General features: G+C 55.3%; 16 protein-coding genes and 1 pseudogene. 12 read left to right on the forward strand and 5 right to left on the reverse strand.

What is annotated here, in order from left to right; translation table 11 throughout:
* Window positions 1-202: 202 nt before the first annotated feature.
* The 3 genes from ampH to tal all read right to left on the reverse strand — a co-directional run bounded on the left by ampH (window position 203) and on the right by tal (window position 4,546).
* Window positions 203-1,372, reverse strand: a complete 1,170-nt coding sequence (gene ampH / locus HA51_RS26205; protein WP_084938350.1) for a D-alanyl-D-alanine-carboxypeptidase/endopeptidase AmpH — start codon at window positions 1,370-1,372, stop codon at window positions 203-205.
* A 145-nt stretch (window positions 1,373-1,517) separates the two neighbouring features.
* A complete protein-coding gene (gene tkt / locus HA51_RS26210; protein ID WP_084938351.1) occupies window positions 1,518-3,527 on the reverse strand; it encodes a transketolase in 2,010 nt (669 codons plus the stop codon).
* A 68-nt stretch (window positions 3,528-3,595) separates the two neighbouring features.
* Window positions 3,596-4,546 carry a transaldolase gene (gene tal / locus HA51_RS26215; protein ID WP_084938352.1) on the reverse strand — a complete coding sequence of 317 codons (951 nt, stop codon included), beginning with the start codon at window positions 4,544-4,546 and terminating at the stop codon, window positions 3,596-3,598.
* A 329-nt stretch (window positions 4,547-4,875) separates the two neighbouring features.
* On the opposite strand from tal, the gene maeB reads away from it, so the two are divergent.
* Window positions 4,876-7,155, forward strand: a complete 2,280-nt coding sequence (maeB, locus tag HA51_RS26220) for an NADP-dependent oxaloacetate-decarboxylating malate dehydrogenase (RefSeq protein ID WP_084938353.1) — start codon at window positions 4,876-4,878, stop codon at window positions 7,153-7,155.
* A gap of 139 nt (window positions 7,156-7,294) precedes the next feature.
* On the opposite strand, the gene hemF is transcribed toward maeB, so the two are convergent.
* Both hemF and amiA read right to left on the reverse strand, forming a co-directional pair.
* Window positions 7,295-8,215, reverse strand: a complete 921-nt coding sequence (gene hemF / locus HA51_RS26225) for an oxygen-dependent coproporphyrinogen oxidase (protein ID WP_084938354.1) — start codon at window positions 8,213-8,215, stop codon at window positions 7,295-7,297.
* 47 nt (window positions 8,216-8,262) lie between these two features.
* A complete protein-coding gene (gene amiA / locus HA51_RS26230; RefSeq protein ID WP_084938355.1) occupies window positions 8,263-9,120 on the reverse strand; it encodes an N-acetylmuramoyl-L-alanine amidase AmiA in 858 nt (285 codons plus the stop codon).
* A gap of 210 nt (window positions 9,121-9,330) precedes the next feature.
* Between amiA and HA51_RS26235 the strand changes: the two genes are divergently transcribed.
* From HA51_RS26235 to HA51_RS26285, 11 genes and pseudogenes are all read left to right on the forward strand, one after another.
* Complete coding sequence (locus HA51_RS26235) at window positions 9,331-9,756, forward strand: GNAT family acetyltransferase (protein ID WP_084938356.1); 426 nt, start codon at window positions 9,331-9,333, stop codon at window positions 9,754-9,756.
* 7 nt (window positions 9,757-9,763) lie between these two features.
* A complete protein-coding gene (locus HA51_RS26240; protein WP_139810744.1) occupies window positions 9,764-10,225 on the forward strand; it encodes a DUF2919 domain-containing protein in 462 nt (153 codons plus the stop codon).
* 63 nt (window positions 10,226-10,288) lie between these two features.
* The gene (locus HA51_RS26245) at window positions 10,289-10,909 is read left to right on the forward strand and encodes an RpoE-regulated lipoprotein (protein ID WP_084938358.1); all 621 of its coding nucleotides are present in this window, start codon (window positions 10,289-10,291) and stop codon (window positions 10,907-10,909) included.
* Between the two features lie 100 nt (window positions 10,910-11,009).
* Window positions 11,010-11,906 (forward strand): Dyp-type peroxidase, encoded by an 897-nt coding sequence (locus HA51_RS26250; protein WP_084938359.1) that lies wholly within the window; start codon window positions 11,010-11,012, stop codon window positions 11,904-11,906.
* A gap of 192 nt (window positions 11,907-12,098) precedes the next feature.
* Window positions 12,099-13,116 (forward strand): annotated as a pseudogene (locus HA51_RS26255) (sulfate ABC transporter substrate-binding protein).
* Window positions 13,116-13,949 carry a sulfate/thiosulfate ABC transporter permease CysT gene (gene cysT, locus HA51_RS26260; RefSeq protein WP_084938360.1) on the forward strand — a complete coding sequence of 278 codons (834 nt, stop codon included), beginning with the start codon at window positions 13,116-13,118 and terminating at the stop codon, window positions 13,947-13,949. Before HA51_RS26255 ends, cysT begins: the two are co-directional and overlap by 1 nt.
* A complete protein-coding gene (gene cysW, locus HA51_RS26265) occupies window positions 13,949-14,821 on the forward strand; it encodes a sulfate/thiosulfate ABC transporter permease CysW (RefSeq protein WP_084938361.1) in 873 nt (290 codons plus the stop codon). Before cysT ends, cysW begins: the two co-directional genes overlap by 1 nt.
* Window positions 14,811-15,899 carry a sulfate/thiosulfate ABC transporter ATP-binding protein CysA gene (gene cysA / locus HA51_RS26270; RefSeq protein WP_084938362.1) on the forward strand — a complete coding sequence of 363 codons (1,089 nt, stop codon included), beginning with the start codon at window positions 14,811-14,813 and terminating at the stop codon, window positions 15,897-15,899. The genes cysW and cysA overlap by 11 nt, the downstream gene beginning before the upstream one ends.
* 72 nt (window positions 15,900-15,971) lie before the next feature.
* Window positions 15,972-16,853 carry a cysteine synthase CysM gene (cysM, locus tag HA51_RS26275; RefSeq protein WP_084938363.1) on the forward strand — a complete coding sequence of 294 codons (882 nt, stop codon included), beginning with the start codon at window positions 15,972-15,974 and terminating at the stop codon, window positions 16,851-16,853.
* Window positions 16,854-17,032: 179 nt separating this feature from the next.
* Complete coding sequence (locus HA51_RS26280; protein ID WP_084938364.1) at window positions 17,033-17,713, forward strand: response regulator transcription factor; 681 nt, start codon at window positions 17,033-17,035, stop codon at window positions 17,711-17,713.
* A complete protein-coding gene (locus HA51_RS26285; RefSeq protein WP_084938365.1) occupies window positions 17,710-19,071 on the forward strand; it encodes an ATP-binding protein in 1,362 nt (453 codons plus the stop codon). Before HA51_RS26280 ends, HA51_RS26285 begins: the two co-directional genes overlap by 4 nt.
* The last annotated feature ends 98 nt before the right edge of the window (window positions 19,072-19,169 follow it).

Consider the following 19,169-nt stretch of genomic DNA (forward strand, 5'->3'; position numbering starts at 1 on the left):
GATTACCGATCAATTTGGTGCGCATAATGCGCACCCTACAATGTAGGGGCGCCATTTATGGCGACCACAACGCGCAACTGAATTAATGAATCGCCTGCACCGTCATCGGCGAGTCATTCTGATTACCGATCAATTTGGTGCGCATAATGCGCACCCTACAATGTAGGGGCGCCATTTATGGCGACCGCGACGCGCAACCGAATTAACGAATCGCTTGCACCGTCATCGGCGAGCCGTTCTGATTGCCGACCAGTTCGGTGAGCAAGTTGTTCACGCCGTCGCTCATCGGTGTGAAACGCGACAACGGTGAACGAGTGACCACCACAAACACGCCAACATTGTGCTGTGGCACCATCGCCATATAGGTAATGAAGCCGCCGCCGCCGCCCGTTTTCTCGATGATCCCCGGACGACCCTCTTTCGGTCCCATATAAACCCAGCCCATGCCCAACGCATCAGCGCGACCTGGTACATCCATGCCTTCAACTTTGGTTAGCTGATCGCGGCGATAGATCAGCGTCTGCAGGCGATCGATCTGTGGCGTGCGATGGTTCACCGCAGAGTTCAGGAACTGCTGCATCCAGCGGCCCATATCATCTGGCGTGGAGTAAACGCCACCGCTTCCCACTGCGGCCAAGGTGTTATTGCACGGGCTGGCGCCTTTTTCTGGGATCATCAGGCGCTGGCACTGATCCGGTGACGGCGTGAAGGTGGTGTCTTTCATGCCCAGTGGACGCGTTACCAATTGTTGTAACAGCGCGGGATAAGACATTCCGCCCGCTTTGGATAAGGCATCACCCAGCAGATCAAAACCGAGGTTGGAATAGGACGCTTGCGAGCCTGGCGTGGCCTTCAACTGTGCGCCCTGTAACCACTGCCAGCGATCGGCTTTCGTCGGCCAGACAAACACCGGACGATGCGGTTTGCCGCCCGGCTGTTCGCGCGGCAGGCTACCGGTGTGCGTAGCGAGGTTGATCAGGCGAATCGGCTGGCCATTATAGTTGGGGACGCGCGCGCCCGGCGGTGCATATTTGCTAAGGGGATCATCCAGACGAATCTGCCCGCGCTCGGCCATTTTCACCATCACTTCGCTGGTCATCAGTTTGCTGAGTGAAGCAATACGGATCACTGAATCGAGCTGGGGACGCACATTATTGCCGGGGCTGGTATCACCAAAGCTGGCGAATACGCGCTGATTGCCATCAATTGCGACCAGCGCCATGCCGGTTGCACCACTGCCATAGAAGATATGTTCAGCGTAACGATCAACGATCTGTGAAGCCAACAGCGGATCGGCCACCGTCTGCGCCATGCTTTTTAATGGAAGCACGGAGACCATTAAGGCCAGTAAAAAGGGAGTACGTTTTTTCAACAGGAAAGCGTCCGCAACAGGATTCGGAGGAAAGCCTATAGTAATCAGTTTGCGCGGGGCGTGAAGGGGGAATACGGGATTTTTTTCTGTATCAGGCTGTGATCAAAAAACGGCCCTTACGCCAAATGACGCAGGGCCGGATCGATTAGTGAGGCTTGAGTAAGGCTTCGGTGTGGCTGACGATGTTTTCCACGGTAAAACCAAATTCCGGGAACAGCTTGCCCGCTGGTGCAGACTCACCAAAGGTCGTCATGCCGACAATGGCACCGTCCAGACCAACATACTTGAACCAGTAATCAGCAATTCCGGCTTCTACAGCCACACGCGCTTTCACGCTGGATGGCAACACGGATTCGCGATACGCCGCATCCTGCTTATCAAACACGTCAGTGCTTGGCAGCGATACCACACGGACTTTGTGACCGCTGGCCCCGAGTTTATCTGCCGCACCCAACGCAATTTCAATCTCTGAACCGGTAGCGATGATGATGGCTTCTGGCGTACCGTCGCAATCCTGCAACACATAGCCACCGCGCGAAATATCGGCCACCTGCGCCTTGCTACGCTCGGGTTGCAGCAGGTTTTGACGTGAAAGAATCAGTGCCGTAGGGCCATGATGGCGTTCAACCGCCGCCTTCCATGCCACGGCGGTTTCCACCTGATCGCAAGGACGCCACACGCTCATGTTGGGCGTGACGCGCAAACTGGCCAACTGCTCCACCGGCTGGTGCGTTGGGCCATCTTCACCCAGTCCGATGGAGTCATGGGTGTAGACCAGTACCTGACGTGCCTTCATCAATGCCGCCATGCGTACCGCATTGCGCGCGTATTCGACAAACATCAGGAAGGTGGCGGTGTAGGGGATAAAGCCACCGTGCTGGGCCAAGCCATTGCCGATCGCCGTCATACCAAATTCGCGCACGCCGTAGTGGATGTAATTGCCCGCGATATCGTCTTTGATCGATTTCGAACCTGACCAGATGGTGAGGTTACTTGGCGCGAGGTCAGCGGAGCCGCCCAGCAGTTCTGGCAGCAGTTTGCCGTACACTTCCAGGGTATTTTGCGAGGCTTTACGGCTGGCAATTTTTTGCGGATTAGCCTGCAACTGATCAATAAAGGTCTGCGTTTCATCCGCCCATTTTGAGGGCATTCCGCCCTCTAAGCGACGGCTGAACTCTTTAGCGAGATCGGGATTCGCAGCTTTATAGGCGGCAAATTTGTCATCCCAGGCTTTTTCACGCTGGCTACCGGCTTCTTTCGCATCCCACTGCTGGTAAATTTCTTTCGGGATTTCAAACGGTGGGTGGTGCCAGCCCAGTTTTTGACGGGTCAATGCTACTTCCTGCTCGCCCAACGCCGAGCCGTGCGACTCTTCTTTACCGGCTTTGTTAGGCGAGCCAAAACCGATCACGGTGCGACAGATAATCAATGAGGGTTTGTCCGTGACGCTCTGCGCTTCTTTAATTGCAGCAGCGATAGCCTCCGGATCGTGACCGTCAATGCCTTCTGCACTGCCGACCACGTGCCAGTTGTAGGCTTCGAAGCGTTTGTGGGTGTCGTCGGTGAACCAGCCTTCGGTTTCACCATCAATGGAGATGCCATTGTGGTCGTAGAACCCAATCAGTTTGCCGAGGCCCAAGGTGCCCGCCAACGAGCTGACTTCATGCGAGATGCCCTCCATCAGGCAGCCATCACCCATAAAGACATAGGTGTAGTGATCGACGATATCGTGGCCCGGACGGTTAAACTGTGCGGCCAGCGTGCGTTCGGCAATCGCCATACCCACCGCATTGGCTAACCCTTGTCCTAGCGGGCCTGTGGTGGTCTCAACGCCTGGGGTGTAGCCGACTTCTGGGTGGCCCGGCGTTTTTGAATGCAGCTGGCGGAAGTTTTTCAGTTCTTCCATCGGCAGATCGTAGCCCGTGAGGTGCAGCAGGCTGTACTGCAGCATCGAACCGTGGCCGTTGGAGAGGATAAAGCGGTCGCGGTCCGCCCACGCCGGATTGTTGGGGTTATGTTTGAGGACATCGCGCCACAGCACTTCGGCGATGTCCGCCATCCCCATCGGCATACCTGGGTGACCAGAATTTGCTTTTTGTACCGCATCCATACTCAAAGCACGAATCGCGTTAGCCAACTCTCTGCGTGAAGACATAGGGTACTCCCTTGTGATTGGGCAATTGAGGACGGGCAGACACCCGTCCGGCATGAAAATTTTGGTTTTTACAGGCGGGAAGCCAGCACATCTTCCAGTTTCTGCTGGTCAATGGCGAACTGGCGGATGCCGTCAGACAGTTTTTCTACTGCCATAGGATCCTGATTATGTTCCCAGCGGAATTCCGCTTCAGAGAGCGAAGCCGGTTGATGGAAGCCTTCGGTAGACGGCTCCAGTTTGCGCTCCAGAGGCGCATCACTGTTGGCCAACTCTTCCAGCAGGTTGGGAGAGATAGTCAAACGGTCGCAGCCTGCCAAGGCCTGAATCTGCTCCACTTTGCGGAAGCTGGCACCCATGATCACGGTGCTGTAACGATGCTTTTTGTAGTAATCGTAGATACGACGCACGGATTTCACGCCGGGATCTTCATCAACCACATAAGGGTCGAGCGGTTTGCGGGTGTTGTACCAGTCGTAGATACGGCCGACAAACGGTGAAATCAGGAACACGCCCGCTTCGGCACAGGCACGCGCTTGGGCAAAGGAGAACAGCAGCGTCAGGTTGCACTGAATGCCATTTTTCTCCAGCTCCTCGGCGGCTTTGATGCCTTCCCAAGTGGATGCCAGCTTGATCAGGATACGGGAGCGGTCAATGCCGTTCTCTTCATACATCCGTACCAGTTTTTCTGCTTTGGTCACACACATGCCACGATCGAAGGAGAGGCGCGCATCCACTTCGGTCGAAACACGGCCCGGTACGCTTTTCAGAATTTCCATACCGAGATTAATCGCCACTTTATCGCTGGCGTTGATGATTTGCGTTTCTTTGCTGCCGCCCTGTTTTTTCGCATAGTCGATGGCGTCATCAATCAGGTGTTTGTAAGCGTCGAGGCCGGCAGCTTTCAGGATCAATGAAGGGTTGGTGGTTGCGTCTTCCGGGTGGTAATGGCGAATGGATTCGATGTCGCCGCTGTCCGCCACCACGGTGGTGAACTGTTTCAATGCATCTAGCTGGTTCATCGCTTAACTCCTTGATGAGCAATAATGTGGGCAAATAAGTCGTGCCCTTTCCTGTTGAGTCATGGCCCAACACAGTGCTACAGACGTTGCACGAAGAAAATGCGTTTTCTCTGATTGTGGCGCCGAAGGACATCTGTGACAGAAGGGAGTGCCTGATCGGTTCAGCTACGCGTTTTGCCATCCTTAAGGATAGCAGGCTGTGTCAAAGCCGCAGGCGAAGCCGTAGCAATCTGTGCCCTTGTGTCTGTGTGTTCTTTGAGCGCCTTCACCCTCTTTTGTGCCGCAGATTTCTATACTGATGACTTTCCAGCTGCGCCAAAGGATGTCTAATGGACGATCAACTCAAGCAAAGCGCTCTCGATTTTCACCAATATCCCATTCCCGGTAAAATTCAGGTTTCCCCGACCAAACCGCTGGCGACGCAACGCGACCTGGCATTGGCCTACTCGCCCGGCGTGGCGGCACCTTGTCTTGAAATTGCTGCTGATCCGTTGGCGGCATACAAATACACCGCACGCGGCAATTTGGTGGCGGTGATTTCCAACGGTACGGCAGTGTTGGGCCTTGGCAACATTGGCGCACTGGCCGGTAAACCGGTGATGGAAGGTAAGGGGGTGTTGTTTAAGAAGTTTGCGGGCATCGATGTCTTTGATATCGAAATCGATGAGCTGGATCCGGATAAGCTGATTGAGGTGATCGCCGCACTGGAGCCTACGTTTGGTGGCATCAACCTCGAAGATATTAAAGCGCCCGAGTGCTTTTATATCGAGCAGAAGCTGCGTGAAAGGATGAAGATCCCGGTGTTCCACGACGATCAGCACGGCACAGCGATCATCTGTACTGCGGCAGTGCTTAATGGCTTAACCATCGTCAAAAAGGCTATCTCAGATGTGCGGCTGGTGGTGTCCGGCGCGGGGGCATCGGCAATTGCTTGCCTCAACCTGCTGGTGGCGCTGGGCATGCAGAAGCACAACATCGTGGTGTGTGACTCTAAAGGCGTGATCTATCGCGACCGTGAACCGAACATGACGCCAACCAAAGCCGAATACGCCATTGAGGATAAAGGCGCGCGCACGCTGGATGAGGTGATTGCGGGTGCGGATATCTTCCTTGGCTGCTCCGGCCCGAAAGCCATGACGCCGGAGATGGTGAAGAAAATGGCGCAGGACCCGCTGATTCTGGCACTTGCCAACCCTGAACCGGAGATTATGCCGCCGCTGGCGAAGGAGGTGCGGCCGGATGCCATTATCTGCACCGGGCGTTCGGATTTCCCCAACCAGGTCAACAATGTGCTCTGTTTTCCGTTCATCTTTCGCGGAGCGTTAGACGTGGGTGCCACGGCAATCAACGAGGAGATGAAGCTGGCGGCGGTGCACGCCATTGCCGCGCTAGCACAGGCCGAGCAGAGTGATGTGGTGGCATCGGCGTATGACGATCAGGATCTCAGCTTCGGCGCTGAATACTTGATCCCCAAACCGTTTGATCCACGTCTGATTGTGGAGATCGCCCCAGCGGTGGCGAAAGCGGCAATGGAATCGGGCGTAGCCACCCGGCCGATTGCCGACTTTGATGCCTACCGCGAACAGCTCACCGAGTTTGTGTATAAAACCAATCTGTTTATGAAGCCAATCTTTTCGCAGGCGCGCAAAGATCCCAAGCGCGTGGTGATGGCGGAAGGGGAGGAGGTGCGGGTGCTGCACGCGACCCAGGAGTTGGTGTCGCTGGGACTCGCCAAGCCGATTCTGATTGGTCGTCCGAACGTGATCGCGATGCGCATCCAGAAGCAAGGATTGAAAATCGAAGCGGGTAAGGATTTTGAGATCGTCAATAACGAGTCCGATCCGCGCTTCAAAGAGTACTGGAACGAGTATTACCAGATCATGAAACGGCGCGGGGTCACCCCGGAAACGGCTCAGCGGGCAGTGATCGGTAATCCCACGTTGATTGGCGCGATCATGGTACATCGAGGCGAAGCGGACGCGCTGATTTGCGGCACCATTGGTGATTACCGTGAACATTATGATGTAGTGGAGAAGGTGTTTGGCTTCCGTGACGACGTGAAAGTGGCTGGGGCGATGAACGCACTGTTGCTTCCGAGTGGGAATACTTTTATCGCCGATACCTATGTCAATGAAGACCCCAGCGCAGAGCAGTTAGCCGATATCACCTTGCTGGCGGCCGAAACGGTGCGCCGTTTTGGTATTGAGCCACGTGTGGCGTTGCTGTCGCACTCCAGTTTTGGCACTTCGAACGCACCGGGGGCACGCAAGATGCGCGAGGCGTTGGCTCTGATTCAAAGCCGTGCGCCGGAGTTGGAGATTGACGGTGAGATGCACGGCGACGCCGCGCTAGTGGAGAGTATCCGTCGTGAGCTTATGCCAGATAGTCCGTTGAAAGGCACCGCCAATCTGCTGATCATGCCGAACGTTGAGGCGGCGCGTATCAGCTATAACCTGCTGCGGGTTTCGTGCTCGGAAGGGGTGACCGTGGGGCCGGTATTGATGGGCATCAGCAAACCGGTGCATGTGTTGACGCGCATCGCATCGGTCAGGCGGATTGTGAATATGGTGGCGTTAGCGGTGGTAGAGGCGCAGACCGAGCCATTGTGATGACCCGGTCGCCATAAATGGCGCCCCTACAACCGAGTAGGGTGCGCATTTATGAATGGCGTCCCTACAGCCGAGTAGGGTGCGCATTTATGGATGGCGACCCTACAAATTCGTAGGGTGCGCATTTATGCGTACCGGTTTATTCACCCAAACCTAACCAATCCTTCACCGGCAGGAAATCGCTATACAGCGCGGCTTCTGGCGAGCCCGCTTCGGGCTGATAATCATATTCCCAGCGCACCAACGGCGGCATCGACATCAGGATCGATTCAGTGCGACCGCCGGTTTGCAGGCCAAACAGCGTGCCGCGATCCCACACCAGATTAAACTCGACATAACGGCCACGGCGATAGAGTTGGAACTGCCGCTCGCGCTCGCCCCATGGCAGCGCTTTGCGTTTCGCCACGATGGGCAGATACGCATCCTGATAGCCTTTGCCGACCGCCTGCATAAAATCAAAGCAGTGATCAAAATCGGGTGTATTCAGGTCGTCATAAAACAGCCCGCCAATCCCACGTTGCTCATTGCGGTGCTTAAGGTGGAAGTAATCATCACACCATTTTTTGTAACGGGCGTAGACGTCCTCGCCAAACGGCTGGCACAGGTCAAACGCAGTTTGATGCCAGTGCAGCGCATCTTCTTCGAAACCGTAATAAGGCGTCAGATCGAAACCGCCACCGAACCACCACACCGGATCGGCACCGGGTTTTTCGGCGATGAAGAAGCGCACGTTGGCGTGGCTGGTGGGGATATAGGGGTTTTCCGGGTGCACGACCAGCGATACACCCATGGCTTCAAAACTGCGGCCCGCCAATTCTGGACGATGTGCGGTGGCGGAAGCGGGCATCTGATCGCCGTGTACGTGCGAGAAGTTCACACCGGCCTGCTCAAATACCGCGCCATTTCGCAATACGCGACTGCGTCCACCGCCGCCGCCAGGGCGCTGCCAGTCATCTTCGGCAAAGGAAGCCTGGCCATCGGCTGCTGCCAGTTGGGCGCAAATGTCATCCTGCAGCGTCAATAAAAACGCTTTGACGCGGGAAATATCGGGATTGCTCATGGGTCACTCGGTCCGGAAATTTGCCGCGATTCTATCACAGGAAAAAGCTACGCCTGGCGACGATCGTACTCGTTAAAGTAATTGACGATGCCATCGGCAATCGCACTGGCGATTTTCTGACGGAAAGCGGTGGTACCCAATAACTGTTCTTCACGCGGGTTGGTAATAAAGGAAGTTTCCACCAACACAGAGGGAATGGATGGCGACTTCAGCACGGCAAACGCCGCCTGCTCGGTATGCTGACTGTGCAGATGGTGCACCGGGCGAATCTGATCCAACACGTGTTTACCCAGTGTCAGGCTGTTGCGGATGGTGTCGGTTTGCACCAGATCGAACAGAATTTGGTTGAGATAGTTATCCTTTTCCTGCACTTCTGCGCCGCCCACTTTATCGGCATCGTTCTCACGCTGCGACATATAACGCGCCATGGCACTGCTGGCTCCACGATTGGAGAGCGCAAACACCGAAGCGCCATTGGCATCTGGGCTGGTGTAGCCATCGGCGTGGATGGACATGAATAAGTTGGCGCCGTGCTGGTGAGCAATCTCAACGCGTTGATACAGCGGAATAAAATGATCGCTTTCACGCGTCAATCGCACTTCAACTTTAGGGTGATTTTGCAATAGCGAACGCACCGTGTTAGCGATGGCTAACACGATATGTTTCTCTTCTGAACCCTCTTCGCCCACTGCGCCAGAATCGATACCGCCGTGGCCGGGGTCAATCATGACAATACGTTTGCCACTGGTGGCCGGTTTTGGTGGTGTGTGGCCTTTGCTGACCCGTAAATCGGCACTCTCTTCCTTTGCCATCACCGCGCGGGGTGACAGAACCGCCAGCGCCAGACCAGAAAGAAGCAATTGGCGGCGATTGGTCAGGCGTTTTAGCAGTGAAATCTTACTCATAATAGTGTCCCTGACAGAAATTCCTGCCCAGTGTTATATCGTAACAATTGCCTCGCGGCGACCTCACAACCATTTCAGCGCATTACTTTGTATTACACCGTACTAACAGCAATTTAGCCGCTTTTTTCCGCCGTTGCGCGGTGTGAGGGTTGCGCGAGACAAATAATGCGTGATAATCAGCGAATTGTGCCTAACTGCAAGGTAACGTCGATGGAAATCCGCCCATTCCGCCAGGAAGATTTTGAAGAAGTGATCACGCTCTGGGAGCGTTGCGATCTGCTACGCCCGTGGAACGATCCGGAACTGGATATCGAACGCAAAATGAACCACGATCCGGAACTGTTTTTGGTGGCGGAAGTGGGTGGCGAAGTAGTTGGCTCATTGATGGGCGGCTACGATGGCCATCGCGGGGCGGCCTACTATCTGGCGGTACATCCCGATTATCAGGGCCGTGGCTTTGCTAACGCATTGATGAATCGCCTCGAGAAAAAACTCATTGCGCGTGGCTGCCCAAAAATCCATCTGATGGTGCGCGAAGAAAACGATCAGGTACTCGCCTTCTACGAAAAACTCGAGTACGAGCCAGTGGATTCGGTGCTGCTGGGCAAGCGTCTGATCGAAGACCGCGAGTATTAAGCCGTCGATGATGGGCTTGAAATACTTGCCAGAAGAGTACGATGCAAAAGGGCAGCTGCGGCTGCCGTTTCTTTTCTGGCTGATCCTGTTGTTGCAGGCGCGCACCTGGCTGTTGCTGGTGATGGCCGGTGCTTCACGTCAACAGGGCAACGATTTGCTGGCGCTGTTCTATCCCGATCGACAAAGTTTCTGGCTCGGCTTGGCTCTGGGGATTCCTGCCGCATTGGGCTTGCTGCTCACCGGTTATCGTCAGCGTTGGCCGCGCGTGTGGCAGAGTTGGCGCCATGTGTTGAGTGCATCGCTGCTGATCAACCTGCTGTGGCAAGGCTATGGCCTGTTACAGGGAGCATTCCCTGATTCCCCGCTGCCCCTACTATTGACGCTGTTTGACCTGCTGGCGCTGGTCTGGCTGCAAACCCATCATCGGCTGCGCGACTGTTTTCTGCCGGAACATCAACATATCGAATAAACTTTTTGCCGGTTTACGACTCCAACAGGCACGCCAATCGGCATAGAAGATCAAGGAGTATTCATGAAAGTTGTTCGTCCCGCACTGCTGGTTAGTGCCATGATTCTGGCGGGTTGCGCCAGTTCTGGTTCCTCTTCCCCCTCCAGCGCGAGCGAAAGCCATTGGTATAATCCGCTGAGCTATCACTGGTCGGCACTGAATCCAATGAACTGGTTTGGCGGTTCGTTAACCGTGACCGAGCAGGGTGTGGCTGGACTCAGCAGCACCACGGCGATGTCGGAAGCGGCGATTGGTAAAGCGCTGAACAGCGATTACTCACTGCGTCAGGGGATGCGCACGCAAAATGGTCAGGTGGTGGATTTCTGGCAGGCATTGGATGACGGCAAAGTGAAGCTGGTGATTAATGGTCAGAGCAGCGTAGAGCGCATCGAGGTATTAGACACGGCAGCCAAAAGCGCCGATGGCAGCAAAATCGGCGATCTGTTTAGCGACAAATTCAGTAAAGCCTTCGATAACTGCAAACTGGTTACCGGCTTAGATGCGCGCGATGTGGAATGCCGTGCGCCGGGTAGTCAGCATATATCCTATATCTACAGCGGAGAAGGGCACGGGCCCGAAGGTTTGATGCCGGCTGACGATACCTTAAAAAGCTGGAAAATCAGCAAGATCGTTTGGCAGCGCTAAGCGAAAAAAAGTTGCGTTAACGCACAACCTCAGTGTGGCTTTCCGGTATGATACGGGCGAAAAAAAAACGTCTTAACTTATCATGCCGGAGAGCAGTGCAATGTCTCAATTTCAGAGCGGGATCCTACTGGAACACCGCCGTTTCGCCATTTGGCTTGAAGCCCGCGTCACGGGTGACCTCAATGCGCTGCGTCAGGGCAGCAAAACTTTTCTGCAGCAACTTGATGCGCTACAACAGAAATTCGCCGATGCCGGATTGGGCGCGGTGATCGCCTTTGGTGATACGTTGTGGCGCGACCTACAAGGTGCTTCTTCCGCGCCGGAATTGAAAGCTTTCGCGCCACTGGGGAAAAGCATTGCGCCTGCGACCCAGCGTGATTTGCTGATCCATATCCAATCGTTACGTCATGACGTGAACTTCTCGCTGGCGCAGGCCGCACTCACCGCCTTTGCCGATGCGGTCGTGATTGAAGAAGAGACGCACGGCTTCCGTTGGGTTGAGGAGCGCGATCTGTCGGGCTTTGTTGATGGCACCGAAAACCCGCAGGGTGATGCACGTCAGCAGGTGGCGATTATCGCTGAGGGGCCAGATGCGGGCGGTAGTTACGTGTTCACGCAACGCTGGGAACACAATCTCAAACTGTGGAACCGCATGGCGGTAGAGAAGCAGGAAGCGATTATAGGTCGCACCAAAGTGGATAACGAAGAGTTGCCAGCCGACCAACGCCCCGCGACCTCGCATCTGAGCCGCGTTGATCTGAAAGAAGAGGGCAAAGGCCTGAAGATCCTGCGCCAGAGTTTGCCGTACGGCACCGCCAGTGGCACGCACGGGTTGTACTTCATCTCCTATTGCAACCGCCTTTATAACATTGAGCAGCAGTTGCTGAGCATGTTCGGTGAGCGCGATGGAAAGATGGACGCGATGCTGCGCTTCACCAAACCGGTCACCGGTAGCTACTTTTTTGCCCCGTCACTGACCGCGTTGCAGGCGCTGTAATCCGCTGATGGACGGCCTCTCGCGCCGTCCTTTTTTTCCCATATCCAGCATTAACTCTCCCGCCGTCTTATGCCTTTTTAGACTTTGAAATCCCTAAACGATATATAAAACCGTTACAGCTTTGCCCTGAGTTATAAATACACTGACAGCATCTAATGGCATTGGCGTCATCGCCGAAATTCAGGGTGCAGCATGACATCTCCGATTGCGAAAAAATGGATGAGCGGAATCGCATTGTCACTGGCGCTAGCCGGTGCGGCGCAGGCAACAGAGCTGCTAAACAGCTCGTACGATGTCTCACGCGAGCTGTTTGTCGCCCTGAATGCACCTTTTGAAAAACAGTGGGATGCCGCGCACCCGAATGACAAGCTGACGATTAAACAATCGCATGCTGGGTCATCAAAACAGGCGCTAGCGATTTTGCAGGGCTTACGCGCGGATGTGGTGACCTACAATCAGGTCACTGACGTGCAGGTGCTGCATGACAAAGGAAACTTGATCCCGGCGGACTGGCAAACCCGTTTGCCGAACAACAGCTCTCCGTTTTACTCCACCATGGCGTTCCTGGTGCGCAAAGGTAATCCCAAGCAGATTCACGATTGGGCCGATTTGGCGCGGGATAACGTGAAACTGGTGTTCCCGAACCCCAAAACCTCCGGCAATGGTCGTTACACCTATCTTGCTGCGTGGGGCGCTGCTGACCAAGCGGATGGCAAAGATAAAGCCAAAACCGAAGCCTATATGGCCAAATTCCTCAAGAACGTTGAAGTGTTTGATACCGGCGGACGCGGGGCGACCACGACCTTTGCCGAGCGAGGCTTGGGTGATGTGCTGATCAGCTTTGAATCGGAAGTGAATAATATTCGCAATCAGTACGGCAAAGATGAGTACGAAGTGATTGTGCCGAAGACCAATATTCTGGCGGAGTTTCCGGTGGCGTGGGTCGACAAAAAACGTCGAGCACAACGGAACCGCAGACGCTGCCAAAGCCTATCTGAACTTCCTTTACTCTCCTGAGGCGCAGAAAATTATTACCGGCTACTACTATCGCGTGAACAATCCGCAGCTGATGGCGGAACAGAAAGATCGCTTCCCGCATACCGCGCTGTTCAATGTGCAGGATGCCTTTGGCGGCTGGGATAACGTAATGAAAACCCATTTTGCCAGCGGCGCTGAGCTGGATAAATTACTGGCAGCGGGGCGCGGTTGATGTTTGCCTTAGCTCAAAAGCGCGTTTTACCCGGATTCGGCCTCAGCCTCGGCACCAGCCTGCTGTTTACCTGCCTAATCCTATTGCTGCCGATCAGCGCGCTGTTGATGCAGCTCTCCAATATGACGCTGGCGCAATACTGGGATGTGGTGACCAATCCGCAGCTGATTGCTGCCTATAAAGTGACGCTGATTTCAGCCGGCGTTGCGTCGATCTTCAATGCACTGTTTGGCATGTTGATGGCTTGGATTCTGACCCGTTATCGCTTCCCAGGCCGTGCACTCTTGGATGGCCTGATGGATTTGCCCTTCGCCTTACCGACTGCGGTGGCAGGTCTGACCTTGGCAGGCTTGTTCTCGGTGAACGGTTGGTATGGTCAATGGCTGGCGCATTTCGATATTAAAGTCTCTTACACCTGGTTAGGCATTGCAGTGGCGATGGCCTTCACCAGCATCCCGTTTGTGGTGCGTACCGTGCAGCCGGTGTTGGAAGAGTTAGGCCCAGAATATGAAGAAGCGGCAGAGACGCTGGGTGCGACGCCATGGCAGAGTTTCCGTCGCGTGGTGCTGCCAGAAGTGGCGCCTGCCCTGTTGGCCGGTACGGCGTTATCTTTTACCCGCAGCCTCGGTGAGTTTGGTGCAGTGATCTTCATTGCCGGTAACATCGCGTGGAAAACCGAAGTGACTTCGCTGATGATTTTTGTCCGCCTGCAAGAGTTTGATTATCCCGCCGCGAGTGCCATTGCTTCAGTGATTATGGCTGCATCTCTGCTGTTGCTGTTCGCGATTAACACGCTGCAGAGCCGCTTTGGCCGCCGCTTAGGAGGCCACTAATGGCGGAGATTTCACAGATTAATCACGCGGAGCGTCAGCCGGTGAACTGGGGGAAATGGGTGTTGATTGGCGTGGGCGCGCTGATCTCCTTCCTGTTGCTAGTGGTCCCGATGATCAGCATCTTCTGGGAAGCGCTGAGTCAGGGGATAATCGCCTCGCTCTCAAATTTGAAAGATGGCGACATGCTGCATGCCATTTGGCTGACCATCCTGGTCGCGTTGATTACTGTGCCGGTTAACCTGGTGTTTGGCACCTTGCTGGCATGGTTGGTGACGCGTTTCACTTTCCCAGGTCGCCAACTGCTGTTGACGCTTTTCGATATTCCCTTCGCCGTGTCGCCTGTGGTGGCGGGTTTAATGTATCTGCTGTTCTGGGGCATTAACGGTCCGGCAGGCGGTTGGCTGGATGCGCACAACATCCAGATTATGTTTGCCTGGCCGGGCATGGTACTCGCAACCATTTTTGTCACCTGTCCGTTTGTGGTTCGCGAACTGGTACCCGTGATGCTGAGCCAGGGCAGCAATGAAGATGAAGCCGCGGTGCTGTTAGGCGCTTCCGGCTGGCAGATGTTCCGCCGTGTGACATTGCCGAACATTCGTTGGGCACTACTCTATGGCGTGGTGCTGACCAACGCCCGTGCGATTGGTGAATTTGGTGCGGTCTCGGTGGTCTCGGGATCGATTCGCGGCGAAACCTATACCTTGCCGCTTCAGGTTGAATTACTGCATCAGGATTACAACACCGTTGGCGCCTTTACCGCCGCCGCGCTGCTGACCCTGATGGCAATTGTGACGCTGTTTCTGAAAAGCGTGGTGCAGTGGCGATTAGAGCATCAGCGTAAGCGCCTACAGGAGGAAAATCATGAGCATTGAGATTAAACAAATTAACAAATCGTTTGGCCGCACCCCGGTGCTCAACGATATCTCTCTGGATATTCCTACCGGCAAAATGGTGGCGCTGCTGGGGCCTTCCGGTTCGGGTAAAACCACGTTGCTGCGCATTATCGCTGGCTTGGAGCATCAGAACAGCGGGCAAATCCATTTCCACGGCAAAGATGTTAGCCGCATTCATGCGCGCGATCGTCAGGTCGGATTTGTGTTCCAGCACTATGCGCTGTTCCGCCACATGACGGTGTTCGACAACATCGCATTCGGTTTGAGCGTGCTGCCGCGTCGTGAACGTCCTTCGGCTGCTGAAATCAAACAGCGCGTGACGCGCCTGCTGGAGATGGTGCAGCTTGCGCATCTCGCCAACCGTTTCCCGGCACAGCTTTCCGGCGGCCAGAAGCAGCGCGTGGCATTGGCGCGTGCGCTGGCAGTGGAACCGCAGATCTTGCTGCTGGATGAACCTTTCGGCGCACTGGATGCACAGGTGCGTAAAGAGCTGCGTCGCTGGTTGCGTCAGTTGCATGAAGAACTGAAATTCACCAGCGTGTTTGTCACCCACGATCAGGAAGAGGCGATGGAAGTCGCTGACAGCGTGGTGGTGATGAGCCAGGGGAATATCGAACAAGTTGGTACGCCTGACGAAGTCTGGCAGGAACCGGCCACCCGCTTTGTGCTGGAGTTCCTCGGTGAAGTGAATCGCTTTGACGGTGAAGTGCACGGTTCGCAATTCCATGTGGGTGCACATCGCTGGCCATTGGGTTATACCCCAGCGCATCAGGGTGATGTCGAACTGTTTCTGCGTCCGTGGGAAGTGGATGTGTCACGTCAAAGCAGCCTGGAAACCCCGCTGCCGGTGCAAGTGCTGGAGATCAGCCCGCGTGGCCACTTCTGGCAGCTGGTGGTCCAACCCAGCGGCTGGCAGGGTGAGGTGTTCTCCGTGGTGTATGACGGCGATCATACGGCACCGATTCGCGGCGAACGGTTGTTTGTTGGCCTGCAACAGGCTCGGCTCTATCAGGGCACGACACCGCTGCGCCCGGTTGCCTTTGCCGAAAGCGCCTGATATTTTTGACACTCCTTCGGGCGGGACTTTCCCGCCCGATTTCTTTGCCTCTCTTCTGTCTGGAATCAAACCGTGACCACACTGGAAAATACTATCGGCAATACGCCGTTGATCAGGTTGCAGCGCCTGACGCCCGATAACGGCAGTGAAATCTGGTTAAAGCTGGAAGGCAACAATCCGGCCGGTTCGGTAAAAGATCGCGCAGCCTGGTCGATGATCCATCAGGCGGAGCTACGCGGTGACATCAAACCCGGCGACACGCTGATTGAGGCCACCAGTGGCAACACCGGTATTGCGCTGGCGATGATTGCCGCGATGAAAGGGTACAAACTGCGTTTGCTGATGCCAGATAATATGAGCCAGGAGCGTCAGGACGCCATGCGTGCTTATGGTGCTGAGTTGATACTGGTGACGCGCGAGCAGGGTATGGAAGGCGCACGCGATTTAGCGCAGCAGATGGCCGATGATGGTGAGGGCAGGGTGTTGGATCAGTTCAACAATCCCGACAACCCACTGGGCCACTATCTGACTACTGGGCCCGAGATTTGGCAGCAGACGCAGGGCCGCATGACGCATTTTGTCTCCAGCATGGGCACCACCGGTACGATTACCGGCGTAGGGCGTTACTTAAAAGAGTTTGCACCGGCGGTGAAAGTAATCGGCTTACAGCCGCAGGAAGGCAGCAGTATCCCTGGTATCCGCCGCTGGCCGGAGGCTTATCTCCCCGGTATTTTCCGTCCGGACCTGGTGGATGAGGTGATCGATATGGCGCAGCAGGAAGCTGAAGAGACGATGCGCGCCTTGGCGCAGCGGGAAGGTATTTTCTGCGGTGTTAGTTCAGGCGGTGCTGTCGCGGGTGCACTGCAGGTGGCGGCGGCGCAACCAGGCAGTGTGATCGTCGCTATCGTGTGCGATCGCGGTGATCGTTATCTCTCCACTGGCGTGTTCCACTGATCTCCTCGCTTACCGCATTTTATCTGGCCTGAGCGTACCGTTGTGGTGCGACCGGGCCATTTTTGTCTATAGTCTCCCTAATTATCCTCTGGTGTTGGCTCTGTAAGGATCGAGTAAAATCGGCTGCGCTCGCTGCCAACTCAGGCCAAAATAGCGGCAATTTTGTACGAGAGAAAAAGATGAAAATTCTGCTTGTTGATGACGATGTAGAACTTGGCACCATGCTGAGCCAGTACCTGATTGCGGAAGGCTTTGAAACGCAATTGGTTTTAACCGGAACCGCCGGCATTGAAGGCGCGTTATCGGGTAATTATACCGCGATGATTCTCGACATTATGCTGCCCGATATGAGCGGTATTGATGTGCTGCGTCAGGTGCGCCAGAACAGCCGCTTGCCTGTTATCATGCTGACGGCGAAAGGCGACAACATCGATCGCGTGATCGGTCTGGAAATGGGCGCAGATGATTATGTGCCGAAACCTTGCTATCCACGTGAGCTGGTGGCGCGTTTGCGTGCCGTGCTGCGTCGCTTTGAAGACCAAGCGCCGGTGCCAGACAAGAAAGAAGTACTGCGCTGGGGTGAGCTCTGCCTCAATCCTGCCACCCGTATTACTGAATGGCAGGGCAAAGCTTTCGACCTGACGGCATCCGAATTCAATCTGCTGGATCTGCTGTTACGCGCACCGGATCGTGTTGTGTCTAAGGATGAGCTGTCTGAGAAAGGGCTGGGTCGTCCGCGTGAGGCTTATGACCGCAGCGTGGATGTGCACATCAGCAACATTCGTCAGAAGTTAGCGGCACTCACCGCTGATAGCGTCAACATTGAAACTGTACGCAGTATTGGTTATCGCATTCGATGAAACACAGCTACCGCGGCCGCATGTTTTGGAAGATCCTGCTGGGCTTCTGGATTGTTTTTGTCATCATCAGTCAGCTGCTGTGGCTTGGTTTTACCCTTTCCGGTAATCGTCATGAGCCACCAGAGATTGTGGCTATCCGCCGTATTGTGAATCTACAAATGGCCTCGGCCGTCTCGGTGCTTGAGCGCGGCGGACCGAGTTCACTGGATGACATGATGGCCGATTGGGAACCCAACGACCGCCAGTTCTTCTCGGTGATTCAGCATGATAAACCCGCAGCTACGCCAAGCAATGCGCCCCCCGAGACCTTCAATGAACCCTTCCACGGTCCGTTCCCCAATATTATTGTGCGTTGGGTGAAAGGGCAGGATGGCAAAGAGTACGAGCTACGTTACGACGTTAAAGGTCTGCGTGAAGACAGCTCAATGGGCGGCGGTGGGCCGCGCCGCATCCTGAATATTCCCGAGCCGATGTTTACCTTTGCCGGCGCGCTGGGTCTGCTGTTCAGTTTGTTGCTGGCCTGGAACCTGACACGACCGATGCGCCAGCTGCGTGAAGGCTTTGCACGCGTCTCCAGCGGCGATCTCTCAGTGCGGCTCTATCCGGTGATGCGCAAGCGTCATGATGAGCTTTCCATTGTGGCGCAGGACTTTGATGCCATGGTGGAGCGTCTTGATACGCTGGTGAAGGCGCGTGAGGAGCTGCTGCACGATATCTCCCATGAACTGCGCTCGCCACTCGCCCGTTTGCAGCTGGCGACCGGACTGGCGCGGCAAACGCCGGAGTCCGTTGAATCCTCTCTGAATCGCATTGATGAAGAAGCCCGCCGCCTCGATAAGATGATCGGTGAGCTGCTGACGTTGTCGCGCGCTGAACATGAGAGCATGCCGGGTGAGCAGTATTTTGATCTTACCGGTTTGTTACATGCGGTGGTGACGGATGTGCGCTATGAAGCGCAAATTCCTGGCGTGAAAGTCGATTTCCAGGTGGATGAGAACGCGGATTACACCGTGCACGGTAATGCCGAGCTGATTCGTCGCGGTGTGGAAAACGTTTTACGTAATGCGCTGCGCTTCTCGCATCAAGGGCAGCATATTAGCGTGCGCTTGCAGGCGGAAAATCAGTGGTTAGCGATTCGCGTACGCGATCAAGGGCCCGGCGTTGATGAAGAGAAGCTGTCCAGCATCTTCGATCCTTTTGTCCGCGTGAACTCTCCAATGATGGGCAAAGGCTACGGCTTGGGGCTCTCCATCGTGCGTAAGGTGATTCTGGCGCACCACGGCGAAGTTCAGGCAGTGAATCGCCCTGAGGGTGGTTTAGAGCTGACCTTAAGGCTGCCCCGCTGGAAGCAGGATTGAAGCACTAAACTTCTGTGCGGTCGGTCATGACCACCGGGCAGATCGCAAAGACGGCATAAACCATCCCTGGGCCTCGGCCCTCGCCGTCCATGGCGAGG

This window comes from Pantoea rwandensis, assembly GCF_002095475.1.
GTDB lineage: Bacteria > Pseudomonadota > Gammaproteobacteria > Enterobacterales > Enterobacteriaceae > Pantoea > Pantoea rwandensis.